Here is a 20640-nt window from a genome sequence, read left to right as displayed (position 1 = left end):
CTTTCGCGGGTGAACCCGCTCCTACGACGGCCTCTATCCAACTGTCCGTCACCGTGGTAGGAGCGGGTTTACCCGCGAAAGGACCGGCCCAGGCAGCCGAGAATTTCCAGGGGATAAACGGTAACAACAGAAGACACCCAGTCAGCGTTGGCATGACCACGTTCTGGTGAGCACCTGTTAGTCCAGCCCCTGCTTCAGGACATGCACGCATAAAAAAGGAGAGCCGAGGCTCTCCTTCTTCTTCAACAACCCTCAGCCATTAGCCGATGGTCATCAGGCTGGCGTTACCACCCGCCGCTGCAGTGTTCACGCTCACCGCGCGCTCGATGACCAGGCGCTCCAGCGCAATCTGGTGATCACCGCTGGACAGCCCGTGCACCCCAACGATCGCCCCGGCACGCTTGGCCACCTGCTGGCATACGCCGCGCAGCTGGTCCGAGTCGCCATGGTGGATTACTGCGTCGAACGCCACTTCATCCTTGTTCCAGTCCGCGACCAGCTTCACCTTGGCCTGCAGCTCACGCGGCAGGCGGGCGCGCAGAGCCTTGCCCGGTTCACCGTCAACCCACACCGCCGAGCTGCCAACGGCCAGTACCGCGGCGAACTGCGCCAGCAGGTCGGTTTCGTTGTCGGCCAGGCACAGTACGTGCTCCCGCGGCAGAATGGTGTAGCTGTTGCGCTCGCCGGTCGGGCCTGGCAGCAGGCGAGCGATGCCGCTCTGCGACTGGCTGGCGAACTGGCTGCACAGCGCGGCCAGGTCGGCAAGCTGGTTGTTCTCGGCCCAGGCCTTCAGGCCGTGCAGCGGTTTGACCAGCTGTTCGTGCAGAGTGCGGTCTGGCTTGCCTTCGCCGTCCTGCTGCTGGAAGTGGCGGCCAATGGCGTCGGCCGGGCGGGTCGACAGCAAGCGGTAGAGGTACAGCGGGCCGCCGGCTTTCGGGCCGGTGCCAGACAGGCCTTCACCACCGAACGGCTGCACGCCCACCACTGCACCTACAATGTTGCGGTTGACGTACATGTTGCCGGCGTTGGCGGTTTCCACCACCTTGGCGATGGTCTCGTCGATACGGGTGTGCACGCCGAGGGTCAGGCCGTAGCCGGAGTTGTTGATCTGCTCGATCAGCTGGTCCAGATTGCGGCGGTTGTAGCGCACCACGTGCAGCACGGGGCCGAAGATTTCGCGCTTCAGCTCGTCGAAGCTGTCCAGCTCGATCAGGGTTGGCATGACGAAGGTGCCGCGCTTGATCTCGGCAGCATCGGCAATCGCGACCTGGTAGACCGGGCGGCCTTTCTCGCGCATGCCCTGGATGTGCTTCTCGATGCCGGCCTTGGCTTCGGCATCGATCACCGGGCCGATGTCCACGGCCAGGCGGTCCGGGCAGCCCAGGCGGCTTTCAGCCATGGCGCCCTTGAGCATTTCGATCACGCGGTCGGCGGAGTCTTCCTGCAGGCACAGCACGCGCAGGGCCGAGCAACGCTGGCCGGCACTGTCGAAGGCCGAGGACACCACGTCGATCACGACCTGTTCGGTCAGTGCCGAGGAGTCGACGATCATCGCGTTCTGGCCGCCTGTTTCGGCGATCAGCGGGATCGGCCGGCCCTGGTTGTCCAGGCGGCCAGCGACGTTGCGCTGCAGCAGGCGGGCCACTTCTGTGGAGCCGGTGAACATCACGCCTTTGACGCGCTCGTCTCCGACCAGGCCGGCGCCGACGGTTTCACCTCGGCCCGGCAGCAACTGCAGCACGCCTTCTGGGATGCCCGCTTCCAGCAGCAGGCGCACGGCCTGGGCGGCGATCAGCGGGGTTTGCTCGGCAGGCTTGGCCAGTACCGGGTTGCCGGCAGCCAGGGCTGCGGCCACCTGGCCGGTGAAGATCGCCAGCGGGAAGTTCCACGGGCTGATGCACACCACCGGGCCCAGTGGGCGGTGGGCGTCGTTGCTGAAGTCGTTACGTGCCTGCACCGCGTAGTAGCGCAGGAAGTCCACGGCTTCACGCACTTCGGCGATGGCGTTGGCGAAGGTCTTGCCGGCCTCGCGAATGAGCAGGCCCATCAGCGGCTGGATCTCGGCCTCCATCAGGTCGGCGGTGCGCTCCAGAATGGCAGCACGCTCGGCTGGCGGGGTGGCCTGCCAGATCGGCGCGGCGTTCAGTGCGCACTGGATGGCGTTGTCCACGTCGGCAACGGTGGCCTCCTGCACATGGCCGACTACGTCGCGGTGGTCTGCCGGGTTCAGCACCGGTGCGGCAGCGCTCTCGCTGGCGGCGCAGGCCAGCAGCGGGGCAGCCTTCCAGTCATTGTGAGCGGTGGCCAGCATGGCGCAGGACAGCGATGCCAGGCGGTGTTCGTTGGCCATGTCGATGCCGGCCGAGTTGGCTCGTTCAGTGCCATACAGATCGCGCGGCAGCGGGATGCGTGGGTGCGGGAGGCCGATACTGCCTTCCTGGGTACCCATGCGCTCGATGCTGGCCACCGGGTCGGCGACCAGTTCCTGGATGGAAATCGAGTGGTCGGCGATGCGGTTGACGAACGAGGTGTTGGCGCCGTTTTCCAGCAGGCGGCGCACCAGGTAGGCCAGCAGCGTTTCATGTGTGCCGACCGGTGCATACACGCGGCACGGGCGGTTCAGCTTGCCATCGGCAATCTTGCCGACCACTTGCTCGTACAGCGGCTCGCCCATGCCGTGCAGGCACTGGAACTCGTACTGGCCCGGGTAATAGTTCTGCCCGGCAATGTGGTAGATGGCCGACAGGGTGTGGGCGTTGTGGGTGGCGAACTGCGGGTAGATGGCTTCTGGTACGGCCAGCAGCTTGCGGGCGCATGCGACGTAGGACACGTCGGTGTACACCTTGCGGGTATAGACCGGGTAGCCTTCCAGGCCTTCGACCTGGGCACGCTTGATCTCGCTGTCCCAGTAGGCGCCTTTTACCAGGCGGATCATCAGGCGGTGGCGGCTGCGCTTGGCCAGATCGATGACGTAGTCGATCACGTACGGGCAGCGCTTCTGGTAGGCCTGGATAACGAAGCCGATGCCGTTCCAGCCAGCCAGGGATGGCTCGAAGCACAGGCGTTCGAGCAGGTCCAGCGAAAGCTCCAGGCGGTCGGCTTCTTCGGCGTCGATGTTAAGGCCGATGTCGTACTGCTTGGCCAGCAGGGTCAGCGACAGCAGGCGCGGGTACAGCTCTTCCATCACGCGCTCGTACTGGGCCCGGCTGTAGCGCGGGTGCAGTGCCGACAGCTTGATCGAGATGCCTGGGCCTTCATAGATACCACGGCCATGCGAGGCCTTGCCGATCGAGTGGATGGCCTGCTCGTAGGACGCCAGGTACTTCTGCGCGTCGTGTTCGGTCAGTGCGGCTTCGCCGAGCATGTCGTAGGAGTAACGGAAGCCTTTGGCCTCGAAACGGCTGGCGTTGGCCAGGGCTTCGGCAATGGTCTCGCCGGTGACGAACTGCTCACCCATCAGGCGCATGGCCATGTCGACGCCCTTGCGGATCATCGGTTCGCCGCTCTTGCCGATGATGCGGGTGAGCGAGGAGGTGAGGCCGGTTTCGTTATGGGTGCTGACCAGCTTGCCGGTCAGCAGCAGCCCCCAGGTGGCGGCGTTGACGAACAGTGACGGGCTGTTGCCCAGGTGCGGCTGCCAGTTGCCGGTACTGATCTTGTCGCGGATCAGGGCATCACGGGTACCTTTGTCGGGGATACGCAGCAGGGCTTCGGCAAGGCACATCAGCGCCACGCCTTCCTGGGATGACAGCGAGAACTCCTGCAGCAGGCCCTGGACAATACCGGCACGGCCGCCGGCGCTTTTCTGGTTGCGCAGTTTTTCGGCAATGCCTGCGGCCAGCTTGTTGGTGGCGTCGGCCAGCGGCGCGCTCAGGCGCGCCTGCTCCAGCAGCATTGGCACCACTTCCTGCTCGGGGCGGCGGTAGGCAGCGGTGATCGCCGAGCGCAGTACCGACTGCGGCAAGATGCTTTCGGCAAATTCGAGGAAGCACTGGTGGCTGTGATCGGCCTGGATTTCACCGGCATCGTCGGCCGGGTTGCTGGCATGACCGTTGAGTTCGGTCAGGGTGGCGCCACCCTCGAGCTTCTCCAGATAGTTGAAGATCGCTTGCTTGATCAACCAGTGCGGCGTGCGGTCAATGGACTGCGCAGCTGCTTTGAGTCGCTCACGGGTCGGGTCGTCGAGTTTGACCCCAAGGGTGGTAGTCGCCATTTCTTATCCTCGTTATTGCCACGGTTGTGGCCTAAGCTGGCGTCAAGAGTATCTGTAGGACAATTCAGGTGCAACCAGGTGCAACCCGAATTTTTCGTGTGAAAGGTGCAACTCGTCCGACAGCTATTCCCATACCCTGAAAAGGGGCGCTTTCGGTGCGATTTATTCTGAAAAAGCGGTTTTTTGCTCCCGAAAGGAGCAAGAAGTGGGCTTTGTCGGAAATTGCACGGGCAGGTGCAACTTGCAAAAGAAAAATGGTTGCACCTTCTTTGCGTTGTTGCATAGCATTCGCCGCCTGGGTGCAACCGCCAACGCTGTGGTTGCGCATGATAAAAACAAACGCCAGGGCACACGCATGGGCAATCCACTAACGATCACCTTCGTGATCTACATCGCAGCAATGGTGCTGATCGGCTTCGCCGCCTATCGCGCTACCAACAACCTTTCCGATTACATTCTGGGTGGTCGCAGCCTCGGTAGCGTGGTTACCGCGCTGTCTGCCGGTGCCTCCGACATGAGTGGCTGGCTGCTGATGGGCCTGCCCGGTGCCATCTACTTTGCGGGCCTGTCCGAGGCCTGGATCGCCATCGGCCTGACAGTGGGTGCCTACCTGAACTGGCTGTTCGTGGCCGGCCGGCTGCGCGTGCAGACCGAACACAACGGTGACGCGCTGACCCTGCCGGACTACTTCTCCAGCCGTTTCGAAGACAATAGCGGGCTGCTGCGTATCATTTCCGCCATCGTCATCCTGGTGTTCTTCACCATCTACTGTGCCTCCGGCATCGTGGCCGGTGCCCGTCTGTTCGAGAGCACCTTCGGCATGTCGTACGAAACCGCTTTGTGGGCTGGTGCAGCGGCGACCATCGCCTATACCTTCGTTGGTGGCTTCCTGGCGGTGAGCTGGACCGATACCGTACAGGCGTCGTTGATGATCTTCGCGCTGATCCTGACCCCGGTAATCGTGCTGATCTCCACCGGTGGCTTCGACCAGACCTTCGCCGCTATCGAGGCGGTGAACCCGGCGAACTTCGACATGCTCAAGGGTGCCACCTTCATCGGCATCATCTCGCTGATGGGCTGGGGCCTGGGTTACTTCGGCCAGCCGCATATCCTGGCGCGCTTCATGGCCGCTGATTCGGTGAAGTCGATCGCCAAGGCGCGCCGCATTTCCATGACCTGGATGATCCTGTGCCTGGCGGGTACCTGTGCCGTTGGCTTCTTCGGCATTGCCTACTTCTCGGCCCATCCTGAACTGGCAGGCCCGGTTAGCGAGAACCACGAACGTGTGTTCATCGAGCTGGCCAAGATCCTGTTCAACCCATGGATTGCGGGTGTCCTGCTGTCGGCCATCCTGGCCGCAGTCATGAGTACCCTGAGCTGCCAGCTGCTGGTGTGCTCCAGCGCCCTGACCGAAGACTTCTACAAAGCCTTCCTGCGCAAGAATGCTTCGCAGGTCGAGCTGGTGTGGGTCGGCCGTCTGATGGTGCTGGCCGTGGCCCTGATCGCCATCGCCATGGCCGCCAATCCGGAAAACCGCGTGCTGGGCCTGGTGGCCTATGCCTGGGCTGGCTTCGGTGCCGCCTTCGGCCCGGTGGTGCTGATTTCGGTGCTGTGGAAAGGCATGACCCGTAACGGTGCGCTGGCCGGTATCGTGGTGGGTGCGCTGACGGTGATCCTGTGGAAGAACTTCGACACCCTCGGGTTGTACGAAATCATCCCGGGCTTCCTGTTCGCCAGCATCGCCATTGTTCTGGTGAGCAAGCTGGGCAGCCCTTCGCAGACGATGGTCAAGCGCTTCGAAGCGGCTGATGCGGCGTATCACGCCGACAAGTAACATCCGTTGAATTGGCGGCGCCTGCTTTGCGGGTGCCGCCAATCAGCAGCCAGGCCTGACTCCGCCTGCAAGGCAAGGTAAACTTGCCGCCTTCGCAGGAGTTGCCATGAACTATCGTCACGCCTTCCACGCCGGCAACCACGCCGACGTCCTCAAACACATCGTGCTGACCCGCCTCATCGCCCTGATGTCGCGCAAGGAGCAGCCGTTCGCCTATATCGATACCCACGCAGGGCTCGGTCTGTACGACCTGCAAGGCGACCAGGCAAGCCGTACCGGCGAGTACCTGGAAGGCGTAGCCCGCCTGTGGAATCGCGATGACCTGCCGGCCATGGCCGACGACTACCTGCGCATCATCAAGCGCCTGAATGCCGATGGCGAGCTGCGCTACTACCCGGGGTCGCCCGAACTGGCCCGTCGCCTGATGCGCCAGCAGGACCGCGCCCTGCTCAACGAGAAGCACCCCGAAGACGGGCCGCTCCTCAAAGAAAACATGAAAAAAGACCCGCGCGTGACCGTGCACCTGGGTGAAGGCTGGCATGTGCCCCGGGCCTTGCTGCCGGTGCAGGAAAAGCGCGCGATCATGCTGATCGACCCGCCGTTCGAGCAGGCCGATGAGCTCAAGCGCTGCACCACTGCCATGAAAGAGGCGATCGGCCGCATGCGCCAGACTGTTGCGGCCATCTGGTACCCGATCAAGGACCAGCGCTCGCTGACCCGCTATTACCAGGACCTGACCAGCACTGGCGCGCCGAAACTGTTGCGGGTTGAGCTGTATGTGCATCACCAGGACAGCCCGCAGGGGCTGAACGGCTCTGGCCTGGCCATCGCCAACCCGCCGTGGGGGCTGGAGGATGAACTTAAGGAGCTGCTGCCATGGCTGGCCAAAGAGCTGGCACAGACCGCCGGTAGTTACCGCATGGACTGGCTGATCGCCGAGTAAACCTGTAGGCGCGGGTTTACCCGCGAACACCGGCTACGCCGGTGCCATCCACCGCGTTGCCTGCTTCGCGGGTGAACCCGCTCCTACAAGGGGGCGGTGTGCCTCCAATGTTTGCGTTATAATCCCGCCCTTTAGCCGCCATCCGCCCACGAGGCCGCTGGCGCATTTTTACCGAATGAAGAGGCTAATCCCTTGGCATTGACGATTCTTGGCCTGTCCGGCGCCCTTAGCCATGACCCTTCCGCGGCCTTGTACATTGACGGCAAGCTGATTGCCGCCGCCGAAGAAGAGCGCTTCGTGCGTGACAAGCATGCGAAGAACCGCATGCCCTACGAGTCGGCGAAGTTCTGCCTGGAACAGGCAGGCATCAAGCCGTCCGACGTCGACGTGGTAGCCATCCCGTTCGCCCCGATCAGCCTGTTCGGCAAGGCGCGGTGGCACTATGCCAAGCGCTATTGGTACGCCCCGGATCGTGCACTCGATGCCATCCTGATGGGCAACCGTCGCTACAAGCGCTATCGCAAGAAGATCGTCTGGTGCCTGGAGCAACTGGGCTTCGACCCGAAAAAGGTCAAGATCGAGCCGGTCGAGCACCACCTGGCCCACGCTTCCAGTGCTTATCATTGCTCGGGTTTCAAGGAAAAAACCGCAATCCTCGGCATTGACGGCAAGGGCGAGTACGCCACCACCTTCTTTGGTTACGGCGAAAACGGCAAGATCCACAAGATCAAGGAATTCTTCGACCCGGACTCGCTGGGTGGCCTTTACGGTGCCATCACCGAGTTCCTGGGCTTCGAAATGCTCGATGGCGAGTTCAAGGTCATGGGCATGGCGCCGTATGGCGACGCCAGCAAGTATGATTTCTCGCGTCTGGCCAGCTTCGAAAACGGCGAGTTGGTGATCAACACCGAGTACGCCAACGTTATCGGCCTGCGCCGCTATAAAGAGAAGGGCAAGGGCTTCTACTTCTCGCCAAAGCTGATCGAATGGCTGGGCCCCAAGCGCGAAGGCGACATCGCCGACGAGCCGTACATCCATTACGCCGCCAGCATGCAGGCGCTGTTCGAGAAACTGGCGCTGCAGATGATCGACCATTACCTGGGCGACACCCTGCGTGAAACCGGCAAGCTGGCCTTCGCCGGCGGCTGTGCGCTGAACGTCAAGCTCAACCAGAAGATCATCGCCCGTCCGGACGTGAAAGAGCTGTTCGTCCAGCCGGCCTCCGGTGACGCCGGGACTGCCGTTGGCGCCGCCGCCTATGTTTCCCACGCCCGTGGCGTTCCGGTCGAGAAGATGGAGCACGTCTACCTCGGCCCGTCGTACTCCAACGAGGACGTGATCGCCGCCTGCGCCCGTCACCCGAACCAGCCAAAGTGGCGCAAACTCGAGAACATGCCGCAGCAGATCGCCCAGATCATGGTCGATGGCAACCCGGTAGCCTGGTTCCAGGGCCGTATGGAGTTCGGGCCGCGTGCCCTGGGTGGCCGATCGATCATCGGTTGCCCAAGCGTGGAAGGCGTGGCTGACCGCATCAACCACCAGATCAAGTTCCGTGAACGCTGGAGACCTTTCTGCCCGTCGATGCTCGACACTGTCGCCCCGCAGATGATCAAGGTCGACCATCCCGCGCCGTTCATGACCTTCACCTTCGAAGTCGCTGAAGAGTGGAAGACCCGCGTGCCGGAAGTGGTGCATGAGGACGGCACTTCGCGTGCCCAGGTGCTCAAGCGCGAGTACAACCCGCGTTACTACGACATGATGAAGGCGCTGGAAGACCTGACTGGCAACGGTGTGTCGCTGAACACCTCGCTGAACCGTCGTGGTGAACCGATGATCTGCTCGCCGACGGATGCCCTGAACATGTTCTTCGGCTCGGACCTGCAGTACCTGATCATGGAAGACATCCTGGTTGTGAAGGACGGCGCGGCCCCGTATGACCAGCCGCTCTGAACCGCGCATCCTGCAGTTCTGCCATGGCTATGACGGGCCGTTCCTGGACTGCGCCCGTCAGTACGCCAGCCTGTTTCAGGGGCGTGGGTACCAGGTGACCACGGTGTTCCTCACCGGCGCCGCCGATGCGCAGGTGGCGGCTGGCTGTGCGTCGGACGAGGTGCTGTTCCTTGAGTTCAGTTCCAAGGCCGTGCGCGGCCTGAAACTCGGCGCCATCCGCACATTGCGGCGCATTGCGGCCGAGCGCAATTTCGCTTTCTGCATCGCCCACCGCTTCAAGCCGATCTACGTTGCCCTGCTTGGGACCGGCCTGCCGGTGATTGGTGTGCACCATGCCTTTGGCGACTACCAGCGCAAAGGCCGCCGCCTGTTCGCGAACCTGTTCAGCAAGCGTCTGAGCCTGTTGGGTGTTTCGGACGCGGTACGTGACGATATGCGCCGTTGCTTGCCGCAGTGGCCGGCCGAACGCATCCAGACCCTGTACAACCGCATCGACATCGACGCCCTGCAAGCAGCCCTGGTGCCGCGCACTGACGCACGCCAGGCCTTGGGCCTGGATCCCCAGGCGTGGATCGTCGGCAATGTCGGGCGCCTGCACCCGGACAAGGACCAGGCCACCCTGTTGCGCGGTTTTGCCCAGGCACTGCCGGGGCTGCCGGCTGGCGCCCGCCTGGCGATCCTCGGCAAGGGGCGTCTGGAGGCGAGGCTCAAGGCGTTGGCTGCCGAGCTTGGCATTGCCGGGCAAGTCGACTTTCTTGGCCAGATACCGGATGCGCGCCGTTACTTCCAGGCGTTCGACGTGTTCGCTTTGAGTTCCGATCACGAGCCGTTCGGCATGGTCCTGCTCGAAGCGATGGTTGCCGGTGTGCCGGTGTTGGCCACGGCCTGTGGCGGAGCCCGCGAAGTGGTCGAGGGCGTTGGCGTGCTGTTCCCGCTGGGCGACGCCGCGCAGTTGGCCCAGGGCCTGCAGCACATGGCCGTACTGGACGCTGGGCAGCGCCAGGCCTGTGCCAGGCACATGCTGCAACGCCTGGGTGAGCGTTTCTCTGACCAGGCGGTGCGCGAGGCCTTCTGGCAACTCCCACAGGTGCGCGCGTTGGTGGGGCAGGCCTGATGCTCAATCGTATCCAGGCCTTCCGCGAACGCGGTTGGCAAGCTATCGATGCCAAGGCTTATGCCCAGGCGTGGGCGCGCTTTGGCGGCAGTGTTGCCACCCATCCGCTGGTGGTCGAGCAACTGGCGGACCTGGCACAGATCCCGGTGCGTTACCTGGGCTGGCACCAGGCTGGCGAGCTGAAAGCCGCCATCCCGGCCTGGGGGCGTCACCTGGCGCTGTCCAAGGACGTGCTGAAGCGTACTGGTAAGAAGGCCCTGTTCGACCTCGGTAATGCCGAGATCATTCTGCCGGCGGCGTCTGATGCCGCTGCGCCGTTGCGCCATACAATCCGTTACCTGTCCGAACTGAACCAGGGCCGCTTCATCGGCCTCAAGGCGCAGAAGGAGCAGTTGGCCATGGCCCGGGCGCCTGAAGACCTGTCGAAGAAGTTCCGCTACAACCAGCGCCGTGAACTGCGCCTGCTGGAAGAGGCGGGTGGTGTGGTACGCCCGATCAGCGACTTCAGTGCTCAGGAAATCGCCAGCATGTACTGCGACCTGTTCCTGCGCCGCTGGGGTTTTCCGGCCACCGGTGCCGAGCGTATGGCCGATGTGCTGGAGCGCCTGCGTGAGCTGCTGATCGGCTCGGTGCTGCTGCTGGACGGTAAGCCGATTGCCATCCAGCTGGTGTACCGCGTAGAAGCGCCGGAGTGGATCAGCGTCGAGTACATCAATGGCGGCGTCGACCCTGAAACCAAGGCCTTCAGCCCAGGCAGCGTGCTGAGCTTCCTCAATACCCAGGCCGCCTGGGAAGACGCCCGGTCGCGCAACAAGCCGCTGCGGTTCTCGTTCGGCCGTGCTGACCGTGAGTACAAGGACCGCTGGTGCAACCCTGTGCCGGTGTATCAAGCGTGAGCCGCAAGCAGCAGTTGCTCAAGCGCCACCGGCGCAACAAACGCCTGGGGCTGCTGGCGGGCCTGGTTGCGCTGGTCGCCCTCGGTGTTTTCAGCTGGTGGTGGCTGCCACTGCTGCTGTTGCCGCTGCTTTGGGCTGCCCATGAGGCCTGGTTTGCCGACCACCTGTTCTATGCACCGGGTGAGGACTATGCCTACGACTTCGGCGATCAGGTGCAGCAGGTTCCTGCCAGCCTGCACGATGGCTGGCTCAAGGCTGATTGCACGTTGCAGGGCGACGAAACCCTGGTGCTTGAACTGCGGCTAAAAAGCAGCTGGTTGGGCCGCTTTCTCGATCCTCGGGTCGAGCTGCTGGCTGGCGAAAAGGCCGATCGGCAAGCGTTCGAGCGTGGCGTTGATGGCGTGCGCTTCCTTAACCTGACGGGTCTTGCTGCGCCACTGCAGGCCGGTACGTTGCGACTGCGCGGCCGGCATTGCCGGCTGCAGGGCCAGTTGCGTCTGTGGATAACCCCCTCGGTCGAGCTGCAGCAGCGCCGGGTGATGGTGATCGCGCCACATGCCGACGACGCCGAGTTGGCCGCGTATGGGTTGTACAGCCAGGCCGACGAAAGCTGGGTGGTGACCCTGACCGCCGGTGAGATAGAGGCCGAGCACTACCAGCAGATGGGCCTGGCAAAGGCCGAGGCCGCGCGCCTGAAGGGGCGCCTGCGTGCCTGGGACAGCATCGTGGTGCCGCGTTGGGCCGGCGTGCCGGAGTCGCGTTGCATACAGCTGGGCTACTTTTGCCTGCAGCTGCCTGCCATGCAGGCAGCACCCGACCAGCCGGCCGCCTCACGTGAAGCCGACCTGGCCGATATCCGCGTGTTCCGCCAGTTCAACCCGTTCCCGTTACCGGGCGACCGTGATGGCGCACCCACCTGGCACAACCTGCTGGCCGACCTGCGAGCCTTGCTGGAGCTGGCCAAACCAGAGGTGCTGGTGATGCCGCACCCGCAGCTAGACCCCCATCCGGACCATATCTGCGCTCAGGCGGCGGTATTGGAAGCCTTGCAAGGCATGACCTGGCAGCCACAAACCTTGCTGTGCTACGCCAACCACCTGCACGATAACGACCGCTGGCCGATGGGCGACAGTGGCGATGGCGTGGCTTTACCGCCGCAATTGAGCGCTGCCCAGGCCTGGGCACCCTGCAGCCTGGTACTGGACTGCGCGACTCAGCGCGATAAGGCGATGGCCCTGGGCATGATGCACGACCTGCAGCCGCCGGCACCGTTCAAGCGCCGCCTGCGCCGTCTGCTGCAACGCTGGCTTGCCGGGCGACAGCCATCGCCTTATGGGGAGAACGAATTCTTCCGCAAGGCCGTGCGCCGACACGAACTGTTCTGGCGGCGTGACCTGTAAGCACGCCCCATGGTTGACCGCGAAGGCGCAGAGCGCCCAAGGAAAGCAATGAAAGTCCTATTTCTGGTGCAGAAGGAACAGCGGGCGATTCTTGACCGCCTGTACGATGGCGTCGCGGCCAACTGCGAGTGCGACCTGCGCTGGCTGACCAGCCAGGATCAGCGCAACCTGCGCCGTTACTTCAAGCGTGAGGTGCAAGTCGAGCGCTATGACCGCATCGTGTTCTTCCTGCGTTTCAAGCAGGAGATCCGTCAGGTGGCCTTCATCCGCACTGTGCCGAACCTGGTGATTCTCGAGCACGACGCCTACCAGAACTACATCCCGTGCAAGTACACCGGCAAGTTCAGCGCTCATTATCGTCAACTGCCATGGGCACGGGTGATCAGCTCCGGCTACATGGTCAGCGAGCGCTTGCGCCAGGAAGGTTTCGACGCGGTGTTCGTGCCCAAGGGCTATGACGAGCAGTTGCTGGCCGACCAAGGGCGTGAGCGTGATATCGAACTGGCCTTTGTCGGTAGCGTCAACAGCGTGGCCTACAGCGGCCGCAAGGCACTGCTGGACGAGTTGGGGCAGGTCGAGAACCTGTTGGTAACCCGTACCAAGTCGGGCGAGGACTACTGCAACACGCTCAACCGTATTCGTTTCTTCGTCAGTGCCGATGTCGGCATGGGCGAGTACATGATCAAGAACTTCGAAGCCATGGCCTGTGGCTGTGTGCTGCTGGCATACGACCAGGGCGAGGAAGAGAACCGTGCGCTGGGCCTGCAAGACATGCACAACGTGGTGTTCTATGACAACATCCCGACCCTTCAGGAAAAGCTCCGTCGTTTGCGCGCGAACCCCGAGCTAGCCCGGCAGATTGCAGAAAATGGCCGCCATCTGGCGGTTTCCCGTTTTAGTTTCGGCGCAGTTGGACGTAGCATCGTCGACCACATGCGCCCGGCGCTCAGGCCCCACCCGCCATTGTCTGCATGGCAGCGGCTGCGTCTGAAGCTGGGCATCTAAACAAGAGCTTTCACGCCCAGGAGCGGGTTGTTGAAGGCCGATAGTCGTAATGCGGAGGGAATCCGGTGCGCTTTTCAAATGAGAGTGACGTCACGCTCGTCGTGACCAGTTGTGGGCGGTTCGATCTGCTCAAAGACACCCTTGAGAGTTTCGATCGCTACAACACCGCGCCCATTCGCGAGGTATTCATCACCGAAGACTCTGGCGACGATGCTGTGCATGCCGCTGTGCCGGCGCACTGGAAGCCGCACTGCAAGGTGTTCGTCAACCGGCCCAAACTTGGCCAGTTGCCGTCTATCGACCTGGCCTACAGCCAGGTCAAGACGCCGTACATTTTTCACTGCGAAGACGACTGGCAATTCTATCGCCAAGGCTTTGTCGAAGACTCGCAGGCCATCCTGGATGTCAGTCCAAACATCTTGCAGGTCTGGTTGCGCAGCCATGCCCACGACCTGGCCATCCACAGCCCGTACATCCACTTGGGCGATCGCCAGGTGATCGCCGGGGTGCCGTGCTATCCGCTGCTGTCCGACAAGGCTGAGTGGCAGGCGTTCTCGCTCAACCCTGGGCTGCGCCGATTGAGCGATTACCAGCGCTGTGCGCCATTTGCCGCCTATGCTGGAGAAAAGGCGCTTTCCCGTCGCTACGCTGAGTTAAATCTGACAGCGGTCACCTTGGAGGGTGATGCAGTATTGCACACTGGATTCGGCAATCACGTGACCTTGCCCATTGAAGTGGAGCGTAAGGCCAAGCGTCGTCAACGTGATCGGTTGAAGCTGGCATTGACGCTGGTTGCGGGGGCCTTGATCGGCATGGGAATCACCATTTTTGTTCAATGAAGTCGCTGTCCCACCTGACTTGAGCGGGAGAGGGCCCATGAACATCGTCAATATGATGTGGGCGGGTGGAACGCCGTACATGTCCATCCACAAGGTGCACCGGCAGGTCTTGTCGAACGCGGGTGCCGATGCCCGGATCAGTAACTGGCTGCTGCTGGGGAGCGGGCTCTGCTGTGGGCTCGGTTCGACCCGGGAATGGCATATGCCCTCACGTGCGCTCAAAGGGCGGCATTTGTGGCGCTTGCTGCGCCCGTGGCTGCGCATGCGCTTGCGCAAGGCACTGGCCGAGGCCGGGGCAGAAGTGGTGCTGCTCGATGGTATTGGCGTCGCCCGGTTGGTGCTGCCATTGTTGCAGCGCATCGGGCACGTACGTGCCAAGGTACTGTTCCATGGCAAGACGCGTCTGCATGCCAGCGATATCCGCTTGTTGCAGATGTTTCCGTCCGAGCGTCTGAGTATCGCGGCGGTATCACAGACGTTGGCCGAGTCGCTGGAGCGTGACCTGGGCAGGCCGGTGCAGACGCTGCGCATGGCGCTCGACCCGCTTGCATTCGTCGAGCCTTTGCTGAGCCGGGACCAGGCCAGGCAGGCACTGAAGTTGCCTCAGGGCGCCGAGGTGATGCTGGGTGCGGTAGGGCGATTGGTAGAGAGTAAAGGCTTCGAAATGCTGATCGAGGCATTCGCCAGGGCCAGTGCACGGCAACCGGGCTTGCAGCTGGCGATCATTGGCGAGGGGCCGCAGCATGCCGTGCTGCAGCAGCGTATCGACGCGTTGGGCCTGGCCGAGCGCGTTCATCTGCGCGGTCACCGCGAAGACCTGCAGCAGCTGTATCGGGCATTCGACTGGCTATTGGTACCTTCGCGTTCCGAAGGCCTGGGGCTGGTGGTGCAAGAGGCGGTGATGGCCGATGTACCGGTGGTGTGCAGCGACCTGGAAGTGTTTCGCGAGCAGTTGCGCGACACGGGGGGCTACCTGCCGGTTGCCGACGAAAGCGCCTGGGCTGAGGCGATTGAGCGCTGTACGGCGCTCAGTGCATCGACGATCGCCGCGAAGCAGCGCCAGGCACTGGCACCGGAGCAGGCCTGGCAGGCTTTCTGCAGCGGCTCGCAGAGCCTGTTGCGCAGCTGACCTTCAGCGTGTCAGCAAGGCTGCCTCGAAGGCGGCAAGGGGGAACCGGTCGCCCAGGTTCTCCCGCTCGATATAGCGCACCATGTGCTGCACATTTCGTCGAATCATGCGGGCCGACAGTGGCGGGCGCAGAAAGCGCATGTCGGCCACGTCGATCAAGCCCAGACGCTGGTCGGGGGTGACCACCACGTTGCCCAGGTGCAGCGAGCGGAAATAAACGCCGCTGCGGTGCAACTGACGGATCAGCTCGATCAGGCGTGGCAGGTAAGCGTCCCAGCTGAAGCCGTCATCGCGCGACATCTGCAGCAGCGTTCGCCCGGGTAGCGGGCGATACAGCACCGCAGTGCGGCCCGGCAGGTCGAGCTTGTGCTGGCTGATCACTTCGAGGGTTGGGATGCCCAGTTGCGTCAGGCGCGCGGCGTTATCGACGAAGCGCTGCGAGTAAGGACGTAGCAGTGCAGATGAAATCAGACGCTTCCTACGAAAAACCTTGAGGAAATTTCCATCTGTGAGCAGGTAGACTTTGGCGCCATGGCTGTCTGCCTCAAGCACCTGTGCGCCGAGTGTCAGCTGATCGAAGTCGACCTGGGTGAGCCGGGAGCATTGCATGAATAGAGCCTTGTCGTCTGGCGAGCAAAATGACCGGCAATAATGCCGAAAATAATGCTGTAGCACCATGGATGGTGTTTCTGATTCATCGGGGGAAAGGATGTTGTATCAAAAAAACTGGGCACAAGCGTGGTTAGGTTTGGGCCTGGTCTGGTTCCTGGCGGCGATTGCCCTGGCACCCAGCAACAAGGTTTATCAGCAAGGTCTGGTGTTGTTCTTGTGGCTGCCAACGCTGGTATTGGCCTGGTCGGCCCGAGGTGTGCTGGTGCAAGCCTGGAGGCGGCAACCGGCGCTGTGGGGGAGTGTGCTGCTGTTGTTGGCCTGGAGCGGGCTGAGCCTGGCATGGTCGCCCGCCGAGGAGCCCCTGCGCGAGCTCAAGCGCTTGCTCTACATCCTGGTATTCCTGCTGGCGTTTCCGCTGTTGGCCCAGCTTGGCCAAGCCCGCATTCGTCAGTTATTGCTGCTTGGCAGCGCGCTGCTGGCCATCGCTGCGTTGGTCTCCATCATCAAGTTCTACGGGGTGCAGCGTGCGCCCCTGCTGTTCAGGCTGGCGGGTATCGGTGAGATATCCCACCCCATCCTGGGGGCTTATGTCATTGGTTCGGCCTTGCTCTTGATGCTCTACGAGCCTCCTCGGCAACGTGGCTTGCAGTTGTTGTGGCTGGCGGCACTGGCTTGCCTGGGGGCCTTCGCCATGCTCAGCCAGAGCCGTGGTGCGGTTCTGGCACTGGTGATTACCGTGGTGATGGCGCCGTTGTGGTTCCGTGACCGCCACAGCCGGGTGTTCTCTGTTCTGGCACTGCTTGCCACCGGCCTGGCCTTTTGGGCCGTGTACGACGTTATCGCCCAACGGGGCTCGTCCTACCGGCCGGAAATTTTCCATGCCGTTCTCCAGATGATTGCCGCGCACCCTTGGACTGGTCTTGGCCTGGGGGCTGATTACGAGGTGAGCGCCGTCGGCATGCACTTCGATCACACCCACAACATGTTCACCCATGTTGCCGTTGAAATGGGCTTGCCCGGCATGTTGCTGTGGGTAATGGTGTGGTTGTTCACGCTGGGCGAAATCGTGCGCGCCCGTGGCACCCTGTTCGGCAAGGTCCTGCTGGGCTTCTGGGTCTACTCGACCCTGGCCATGCAGTTCGATGCCGCCAGCCTCACCGGTACGCCACGTGCCGAATGGTTCATCAGCTGGCTGCCGGTGGGCCTTGCCATGTTGCTGCCATGGGGCGTGCCGAAAATGACGCCTGTGGTAAAATTGCCGGTTCAACCTGAACAGCGAGCTCGATAATGGCCGAAACACCGCGACCAGCGGAGCACACCTCCAGCCTGAAGATCTACTTCCGGCTGTTGAGCTATGTGAAACCCTATGTCGGCATTTTCCTGCTGAGCATTGTCGGTTTCGTGATCTTTGCCTCGACCCAGCCAATGCTGGCCGGCATTCTCAAGTACTTCGTCGATGGGCTGAGCAACCCCGAAGCGGTATTGTTCCCCAACGTCCCCTACCTGCGTGACCTGCAATTGCTGCAGGCGGTGCCGCTGCTGATCATCCTGATCGCTGCGTGGCAGGGCCTGGGCTCGTTCCTCGGCAACTACTTCCTGGCCAAGGTCTCTCTGAGCCTGGTGCATGACCTGCGGGTGGCACTGTTCAACAAGCTGCTGGTGTTGCCCAACCGCTATTTCGACAACCACAACTCCGGGCACCTGATTTCGCGCATTACCTTCAATGTGACCATGGTCACCGGCGCCGCTACCGACGCCATCAAGGTGGTGATCCGCGAAGGCCTGACCGTGGTGTTCCTGTTTGCCTACCTGCTTTGGATGAACTGGCACCTGACCCTGGTGATGGTCGCCATCTTGCCGGTGATTGCGGTTATGGTCAGCATCGCCAGCAAGAAATTCCGCAAGCAGAGCAAGAAGATCCAGGTAGCCATGGGCGACGTCACCCACGTTGCCTCGGAAACCATCCAGGGTTACCGCGTGGTCCGTAGCTTCGGTGGCGAGGCCTACGAACAGCAGCGATTCGGCCAGGCCAGCCAGAGCAACACCGACAAGCAACTGCGCATGACCAAGACCGGCTCGCTGTACACGCCGATGCTTCAGCTGGTGATCTACAGCGCCATGGCTGCGCTGATGTTCCTGGTGCTGTTCCTGCGCGGGGACTCCACTGCTGGTGACCTGGTGGCTTATATCACCGCTGCCGGCCTGCTGCCCAAGCCGATTCGCCAGTTGTCGGAAGTCAGCTCGACCATCCAGAAGGGCCTGGCAGGTGCCGAGAGCATCTTCGAGCAACTGGACGAAGCGCCTGAAGTGGACACTGGTTCGGTCGAGAAGGAACACGTGGAAGGGCGCCTGGAAGTGCGTAACCTGAGCTTCACCTACCCGGGTACCGAGCGTGAAGTGTTGAGCGATATCAGTTTTGTCGCAGAGCCCGGGCAGATGATCGCCCTGGTCGGCCGCTCCGGCAGTGGCAAGTCTACGCTTGCGGCCCTGATCCCGCGCTTCTATCACCACGACAAGGGGCAGATCCTGCTCGATGGCGTGGAGATCGAGCACTATCGCCTGCGCAACCTGCGTCGCCATGTTTCGCAAGTCACCCAGCATGTCACCCTGTTCAACGACACCGTGGCCAACAACATCGCTTATGGCGATCTGGCCGGTGCGCCGCGCGCAGACATCGAAGCCGCCGCGGCCGATGCCTATGCCAAGGAATTCGTCGACCGGCTGCCAAAGGGCTTCGATACCGAAGTGGGTGAGAACGGTGTACTGCTGTCCGGTGGCCAGCGCCAGCGTCTGGCAATTGCCCGTGCGCTGCTTAAGAACGCGCCGTTGCTGATCCTCGATGAAGCGACTTCGGCGTTGGATACCGAGTCCGAGCGGCATATCCAGGCCGCCTTGGATCACGTGATGCAAGGCCGTACCACGCTGGTGATTGCCCATCGGCTGTCGACCATCGAGAAGGCTGACCAGATCCTGGTCATGGACCAGGGCCGCCTGGTCGAGCGCGGTACTCACACCGAGCTGCTTGCGGCTAATGGCCATTATGCCCGTCTGCATGCCATGGGGCTGGATGAGCCGGCCAAGGCCGATATCACCTGAACCCTCCTTGATCGGGGCCGTCATGGCCCCGATTGTCACGGGAATTTTCCAGGGATGATCTGGCCATAAAGCCATTGACTACCCTGTGCTAATATCCTGCCCCTGTTCATTATTTCCATATGGGTTGCCCATGAAGTTGTCCATGCCGCGTTTCGATCAAGCCCCGGTACTGGTGGTCGGCGATGTCATGCTCGACCGCTACTGGCATGGCGGTACTTCGCGTATTTCGCCTGAAGCGCCAGTCCCGGTGGTCAAGGTCGATCAGATCGAGGATCGCCCCGGCGGCGCGGCCAACGTTGCCTTGAACATTGCTGCGCTGGGCGCGCCGGCTTCGCTGATCGGCGTCACCGGCCAGGATGAGGCTGCCGACAGCCTGGCCAACAGCCTGCAGGCTGCCGGTGTCCGTTCGGTGTTCCAGCGCATCGCGCACCAGCCGACTATCGTCAAGCTGCGGGTCATGAGCCGTCACCAGCAGCTGCTGCGTATCGATTTCGAAGAGCCGTTCGCCACCGACCCACTGTCGCTGGGCGCGGAGGTCGACAGCCTGCTCGAAGGCGTCAAGGTGCTGGTCCTGTCCGACTACGGCAAAGGTGCACTGAAAAATCACCAGAACCTGATCCAGGCGGCGCGGGCCAAGGGCATTCCGGTGCTGGCCGACCCCAAGGGCAAGGACTTTTCCATCTACCGTGGCGCCAGCCTGATTACCCCGAACCTCAGCGAGTTCGAGACCATCGTTGGCCGTTGCGTCGATGAGGCCGAACTGGTTGCCAAGGGCTTGCAGTTGCTGCAGGACCTGGACCTGGGCGCCCTGCTGGTCACCCGTGGCGAGCATGGCATGACCCTGCTACGCGTTGGTCAGCCGGCGTTGCACCTGCCAGCGCGGGCACGCGAAGTGTTCGATGTGACCGGTGCCGGCGATACTGTCATTTCCACCCTTGCCGCGGCCATTGCCGCGGGTGAGGACCTGCCCCATGCGGTGGCCCTGGCCAACCTGGCGGCGGGCATTGTGGTCGGCAAGCTGGGTACGGCTGCCATCAGCGCCCCTGAGCTGCGCCGGGCCATCCAGCGTGAGGAAGGCTCCGAACGCGGCGTGCTGGGCCTTGAGCAACTGCTGCTGGCCATTGATGACGCTCGGGCCCACAACGAGAAGATCGTCTTTACCAATGGCTGCTTCGACATCCTGCATGCCGGGCATGTCACTTACCTGGAACAGGCGCGGGCCCAGGGTGATCGCCTGATCGTTGCGGTAAACGACGATGCTTCGGTCAGCCGCCTGAAAGGGCCGGGCCGACCGATCAACAGCGTTGACCGGCGTATGGCCGTGCTGGCCGGTTTGGGCGCGGTGGACTGGGTGATCAGTTTCCCGGAAGGCACCCCGGAAAACCTGCTGAGCCAGGTCAAGCCGGATGTGTTGGTCAAGGGTGGAGACTATGGCATCGACCAAGTGGTTGGCGCTGATATCGTCAAGGGCTATGGCGGCACCGTGAAGGTGCTGGGGCTGGTCGAGAACAGCTCGACCACGGCGATTGTCGAGAAAATTCGCAAGAACTGATCTGACCTTGGGGCCGCTGCGGCGGCCCTCTGCAGGGGCGGGTTTACCCGCTCCGGC

At 62.6% G+C, this 20640-nt stretch carries 14 protein-coding genes and 1 pseudogene; 12 read left to right on the top strand and 3 right to left on the bottom strand.

Going from position 1 to position 20640, the window contains the following annotated elements; all coding sequences use genetic code 11:
* Window positions 1-259: 259 nt before the first annotated feature.
* Together putA and QYE47_RS15960 are read right to left on the bottom strand one after the other, a co-directional pair.
* A complete protein-coding gene (gene putA / locus QYE47_RS15965; protein WP_070384418.1) occupies window positions 260-4213 on the bottom strand; it encodes a trifunctional transcriptional regulator/proline dehydrogenase/L-glutamate gamma-semialdehyde dehydrogenase in 3954 nt (1317 codons plus the stop codon).
* Window positions 4214-4277: 64 nt separating this feature from the next.
* A complete protein-coding gene (locus tag QYE47_RS15960) occupies window positions 4278-4496 on the bottom strand; it encodes a hypothetical protein (protein WP_134697803.1) in 219 nt (72 codons plus the stop codon).
* Window positions 4497-4568: 72 nt separating this feature from the next.
* On the opposite strand from QYE47_RS15960, the gene putP reads away from it, so the two are divergent.
* The 9 genes from putP (at window position 4569) to QYE47_RS15915 (ending at window position 15323) form a co-directional block, all read left to right on the top strand.
* Window positions 4569-6047 (top strand): sodium/proline symporter PutP, encoded by a 1479-nt coding sequence (gene putP / locus QYE47_RS15955; RefSeq protein WP_041167205.1) that lies wholly within the window; start codon window positions 4569-4571, stop codon window positions 6045-6047.
* 106 nt (window positions 6048-6153) lie between these two features.
* Window positions 6154-6990: a 23S rRNA (adenine(2030)-N(6))-methyltransferase RlmJ gene (locus tag QYE47_RS15950; RefSeq protein ID WP_010955521.1), complete on the top strand. Its 837-nt coding sequence runs from the start codon at window positions 6154-6156 to the stop codon at window positions 6988-6990.
* 192 nt (window positions 6991-7182) lie between these two features.
* Window positions 7183-8940 (top strand): carbamoyltransferase, encoded by a 1758-nt coding sequence (locus QYE47_RS15945; RefSeq protein ID WP_003249431.1) that lies wholly within the window; start codon window positions 7183-7185, stop codon window positions 8938-8940.
* Entirely contained in the window at window positions 8924-10054 is a 1131-nt protein-coding gene (locus tag QYE47_RS15940; RefSeq protein ID WP_070384417.1) for a glycosyltransferase, read from the top strand. Before QYE47_RS15945 ends, QYE47_RS15940 begins: the two co-directional genes overlap by 17 nt.
* A complete protein-coding gene (locus tag QYE47_RS15935; protein ID WP_070384416.1) occupies window positions 10054-10950 on the top strand; it encodes an antimicrobial resistance protein Mig-14 in 897 nt (298 codons plus the stop codon). Before QYE47_RS15940 ends, QYE47_RS15935 begins: the two co-directional genes overlap by 1 nt.
* Complete coding sequence (locus tag QYE47_RS15930; protein WP_070384415.1) at window positions 10947-12350, top strand: PIG-L deacetylase family protein; 1404 nt, start codon at window positions 10947-10949, stop codon at window positions 12348-12350. The genes QYE47_RS15935 and QYE47_RS15930 overlap by 4 nt, the downstream gene beginning before the upstream one ends.
* 48 nt (window positions 12351-12398) lie before the next feature.
* Window positions 12399-13355, top strand: coding sequence for a glycosyltransferase (locus QYE47_RS15925; RefSeq protein ID WP_003249439.1), 957 nt, complete (start codon window positions 12399-12401; stop codon window positions 13353-13355).
* A gap of 65 nt (window positions 13356-13420) precedes the next feature.
* Window positions 13421-14194: a glycosyltransferase family 2 protein gene (locus QYE47_RS15920; protein ID WP_010955517.1), complete on the top strand. Its 774-nt coding sequence runs from the start codon at window positions 13421-13423 to the stop codon at window positions 14192-14194.
* A 37-nt stretch (window positions 14195-14231) separates the two neighbouring features.
* Window positions 14232-15323, top strand: a complete 1092-nt coding sequence (locus QYE47_RS15915) for a glycosyltransferase (protein ID WP_019437559.1) — start codon at window positions 14232-14234, stop codon at window positions 15321-15323.
* Window positions 15324-15326: 3 nt separating this feature from the next.
* On the opposite strand, the gene QYE47_RS15910 is transcribed toward QYE47_RS15915, so the two are convergent.
* Window positions 15327-15932 carry a hypothetical protein gene (locus tag QYE47_RS15910; protein ID WP_014592616.1) on the bottom strand — a complete coding sequence of 202 codons (606 nt, stop codon included), beginning with the start codon at window positions 15930-15932 and terminating at the stop codon, window positions 15327-15329.
* 100 nt (window positions 15933-16032) lie between these two features.
* On the opposite strand from QYE47_RS15910, the pseudogene QYE47_RS15905 reads away from it, so the two are divergent.
* The 3 genes and pseudogenes from QYE47_RS15905 (at window position 16033) to hldE (ending at window position 20583) form a co-directional block, all read left to right on the top strand.
* Window positions 16033-17207: pseudogene (locus QYE47_RS15905) on the top strand (O-antigen ligase family protein).
* A gap of 15 nt (window positions 17208-17222) precedes the next feature.
* Window positions 17223-19031, top strand: coding sequence for a lipid A export permease/ATP-binding protein MsbA (gene msbA / locus QYE47_RS15900; RefSeq protein ID WP_070384413.1), 1809 nt, complete (start codon window positions 17223-17225; stop codon window positions 19029-19031).
* 130 nt (window positions 19032-19161) lie between these two features.
* Window positions 19162-20583, top strand: a complete 1422-nt coding sequence (hldE, locus tag QYE47_RS15895; protein WP_003249449.1) for a bifunctional D-glycero-beta-D-manno-heptose-7-phosphate kinase/D-glycero-beta-D-manno-heptose 1-phosphate adenylyltransferase HldE — start codon at window positions 19162-19164, stop codon at window positions 20581-20583.
* The last annotated feature ends 57 nt before the right edge of the window (window positions 20584-20640 follow it).

This window comes from Pseudomonas sp. 2,4-D (assembly GCF_030418155.1).
Lineage (GTDB): Bacteria > Pseudomonadota > Gammaproteobacteria > Pseudomonadales > Pseudomonadaceae > Aquipseudomonas > Aquipseudomonas alloputida.
The sequence above is the reverse complement of the archived record's forward strand: the minus strand, read 5'-3'. Positions and strand labels throughout refer to the sequence as shown.

What these genes read in the sequence shown, in the direction of transcription:
- QYE47_RS15910 (WP_014592616.1), bottom strand. Translation starts at nt 15,932, where the DNA reads ATGCAATGCTCCCGGCTCACCCAGGTCGACTTCGATCAGCTGACACTC.
- putA (WP_070384418.1), bottom strand. Translation starts at nt 4,213, where the DNA reads ATGGCGACTACCACCCTTGGGGTCAAACTCGACGACCCGACCCGTGAG.
- hldE (WP_003249449.1), top strand. Translation starts at nt 19,162, where the DNA reads ATGAAGTTGTCCATGCCGCGTTTCGATCAAGCCCCGGTACTGGTGGTC.
- QYE47_RS15960 (WP_134697803.1), bottom strand. Translation starts at nt 4,496, where the DNA reads ATGCAACAACGCAAAGAAGGTGCAACCATTTTTCTTTTGCAAGTTGCA.
- QYE47_RS15940 (WP_070384417.1), top strand. Translation starts at nt 8,924, where the DNA reads ATGACCAGCCGCTCTGAACCGCGCATCCTGCAGTTCTGCCATGGCTAT.
- putP (WP_041167205.1), top strand. Translation starts at nt 4,569, where the DNA reads ATGGGCAATCCACTAACGATCACCTTCGTGATCTACATCGCAGCAATG.
- QYE47_RS15915 (WP_019437559.1), top strand. Translation starts at nt 14,232, where the DNA reads ATGAACATCGTCAATATGATGTGGGCGGGTGGAACGCCGTACATGTCC.
- msbA (WP_070384413.1), top strand. Translation starts at nt 17,223, where the DNA reads ATGGCCGAAACACCGCGACCAGCGGAGCACACCTCCAGCCTGAAGATC.
- QYE47_RS15950 (WP_010955521.1), top strand. Translation starts at nt 6,154, where the DNA reads ATGAACTATCGTCACGCCTTCCACGCCGGCAACCACGCCGACGTCCTC.
- QYE47_RS15925 (WP_003249439.1), top strand. Translation starts at nt 12,399, where the DNA reads ATGAAAGTCCTATTTCTGGTGCAGAAGGAACAGCGGGCGATTCTTGAC.
- QYE47_RS15935 (WP_070384416.1), top strand. Translation starts at nt 10,054, where the DNA reads ATGCTCAATCGTATCCAGGCCTTCCGCGAACGCGGTTGGCAAGCTATC.